The following is a 2,489-nucleotide window of genomic DNA, read 5'->3' as shown; positions in this document are numbered from 1 at the left end:
CCGAAGAAGTCGATCGCCGACGAGGGCGCCGGCGAGGGCGCCAGCATCGCCAACCAGTCGATCCGCGTCAACGTGGATACGCTGGAGCATCTGATGACCATGGTCTCCGAGCTGGTGCTGACCCGCAACCAGCTGTTGGAGATCTCCCGCCGCAACGAGGACACCGAGTTCAAGGTGCCGTTGCAGCGGCTGTCCAACGTCACCGCCGAGCTGCAGGAAGGCGTCATGAAGACGCGCATGCAGCCGATCGGCAATGCCTGGCAGAAGCTGCCCCGCATCGTTCGCGACCTCTCGAGCGAACTCGGCAAGCAGATCGAGCTGGAGATGCACGGCGCCGACACCGAGCTCGACCGCCAGGTGCTCGACCTGATCAAGGACCCGCTCACCCACATGGTGCGCAACTCCGCCGACCATGGCCTCGAGACCCCCGCCGAGCGTCTCGCCGGCGGCAAGGGCGAGCAGGGCACCATCCGCCTGTCCGCCTATCACGAGGGCGGCCACATCATCATCTGCATCGCCGACAACGGCCGTGGCCTGAACACCGACAGGATCAAGGCCAAGGCGATCTCCTCGGGGCTGGTCAGCGAGGCCGAGCTCGAGAAGATGAGCGAAGCCCAGATCCACAAGTTCATCTTCGCGCCGGGCTTCTCGACCGCGGCCGCCATCACCTCGGTGTCGGGGCGCGGCGTCGGCATGGACGTGGTGCGCACCAATATCGACCAGATCGGCGGCACCATCGACATCAAGTCGGTCGCCGGTGAAGGCTCCTCCGTCACCATCAAGATCCCGCTGACGCTCGCCATCGTCTCCGCGCTGATCGTGGAAGCCGCCGGCGACCGCTTTGCGATCCCGCAGCTCTCGGTGGTCGAGCTGGTGCGTGCCCGCGCCAACTCGGAGCACCGCATCGAGCGCATCAAGGACACCGCGGTGCTCAGGCTGCGCAACAAGCTGTTGCCGCTGATCCACCTCAAGAAGCTGCTCAAGATCGACGACGGCGCCGTCTCCGATCCCGAGAACGGCTTCATCGTGGTGACGCAGGTCGGCAGCCAGACCTTCGGCATCGTCGTCGACGGCGTGTTCCACACCGAAGAAATCGTGGTCAAGCCGATGTCGACGAAGCTGCGTCACATCGACATGTTCTCGGGCAATACCATCCTGGGCGACGGCGCGGTCATCATGATCATCGACCCCAACGGCATTGCCAAGGCGCTCGGCGCCGCCGGCTCCTCGGCCCATGACATGAACAGCGAGAACGGGGCTCACCACATCGGATCGGGCGAGCAGACCACCTCGCTGCTGGTGTTCCGCGCCGGCTCGTCCCAACCCAAGGCGGTCCCGCTCGGGCTCGTCACGCGCCTCGAAGAGCTCCCGGCCGACAAGATCGAGTTCTCGAACGGCCGCTACATGGTGCAGTACCGCGAGCAGCTGATGCCGCTCGTCGCCATGGAGAGCGTCACCATCGCGAGCCAGGGCGCCCAGCCGATCCTGGTGTTCTCCGACGACGGCCGCTCCATGGGCCTCGTCGTCGACGAGATCATCGACATCGTCGAGGAACGGCTCAACATCGAGGTCGGCGGATCCTCCTCCGGCATTCTCGGCTCGGCCGTGATCAAGGGCCAGGCCACCGAAGTGATCGACGTCGGCCACTTCCTGCCGATGGCGTTCTCCGACTGGTTCACCCGCAAGGAGATGAAGCCGTCGCTGCACTCGCAATCGGTGCTGCTGGTCGACGACTCGGCGTTCTTCCGCAACATGCTGGCCCCGGTGCTCAAGGCCGCCGGCTACCGCGTCCGCACCGCGCCGACCGCGCAGGAGGGCCTCGCGGCGCTGCGCGCGCAGAGCTTCGACGTGGTCCTGACCGACATCGAGATGCCCGACATGAACGGGTTCGAGTTTGCCGAGACCATCCGCTCCGACAGCAATCTGGGCGCGATGCCGATCATCGGGCTCTCCGCGCTGGTGTCGCCGGCGGCGATCGAGCGCGGCCGTCAGGCCGGCTTCCACGACTATGTCGCCAAGTTCGACCGTCCCGGTCTGATCGCGGCGCTGAAGGAACAGACCGCGGGCGCCGCCGGTGCCTCCGAGCTGAGCCGCGCAGCAGCCTAACCAGCGGGATCAGGAGAAACTAACATGACCAAGAAGACCCAGTCCGGCGAAGGCGCCATGGTCGAATACGTCACCGCGATGATCGGCGGCCAGCTGTTCGGCCTGCCGATCTCCCGCGTCCAGGACGTGTTCATGCCCGAGCGCGTCACCCGCGTGCCGCTGTCCTCGCGCGAGATCGCGGGCGTGCTGAACCTGCGCGGCCGCATCGTCACCGTGGTCGACATGCGCGCCCGTCTCGGCCTGCCCAGGCCCGAGGACGGCAAGATCCCGATGGCGGTCGGCGTCGACCTGCGCGGTGAATCCTACGGCCTCTTGATCGACCAGATCGGCGAAGTGCTGCGGCTCGCCGAGGACGGCATGGAAGAAAACCCCGTCAATCTCGA

The 2,489-nt window shown here is 66.3% G+C and carries 2 protein-coding genes; both read left to right on the top strand.

Going from position 1 to position 2,489, the window contains the following annotated elements:
- Positions 1 to 2,106: hybrid sensor histidine kinase/response regulator (locus tag GWG67_RS38575; RefSeq protein WP_275174871.1), on the top strand; the 2,106-nt coding region annotated here is incomplete at its 5' end.
- Between the two features lie 24 nt (positions 2,107 to 2,130).
- The coding region (locus GWG67_RS38570) for a chemotaxis protein CheW (protein ID WP_275174870.1) at positions 2,131 to 2,489 on the top strand (359 nt) is incomplete at its 3' end.

It is taken from the genome of Bradyrhizobium sp. CSS354 (assembly GCF_029051725.1).
GTDB lineage: Bacteria > Pseudomonadota > Alphaproteobacteria > Rhizobiales > Xanthobacteraceae > Bradyrhizobium.
The sequence above is the reverse complement of the archived record's forward strand: the minus strand, read 5'-3'. Positions and strand labels throughout refer to the sequence as shown.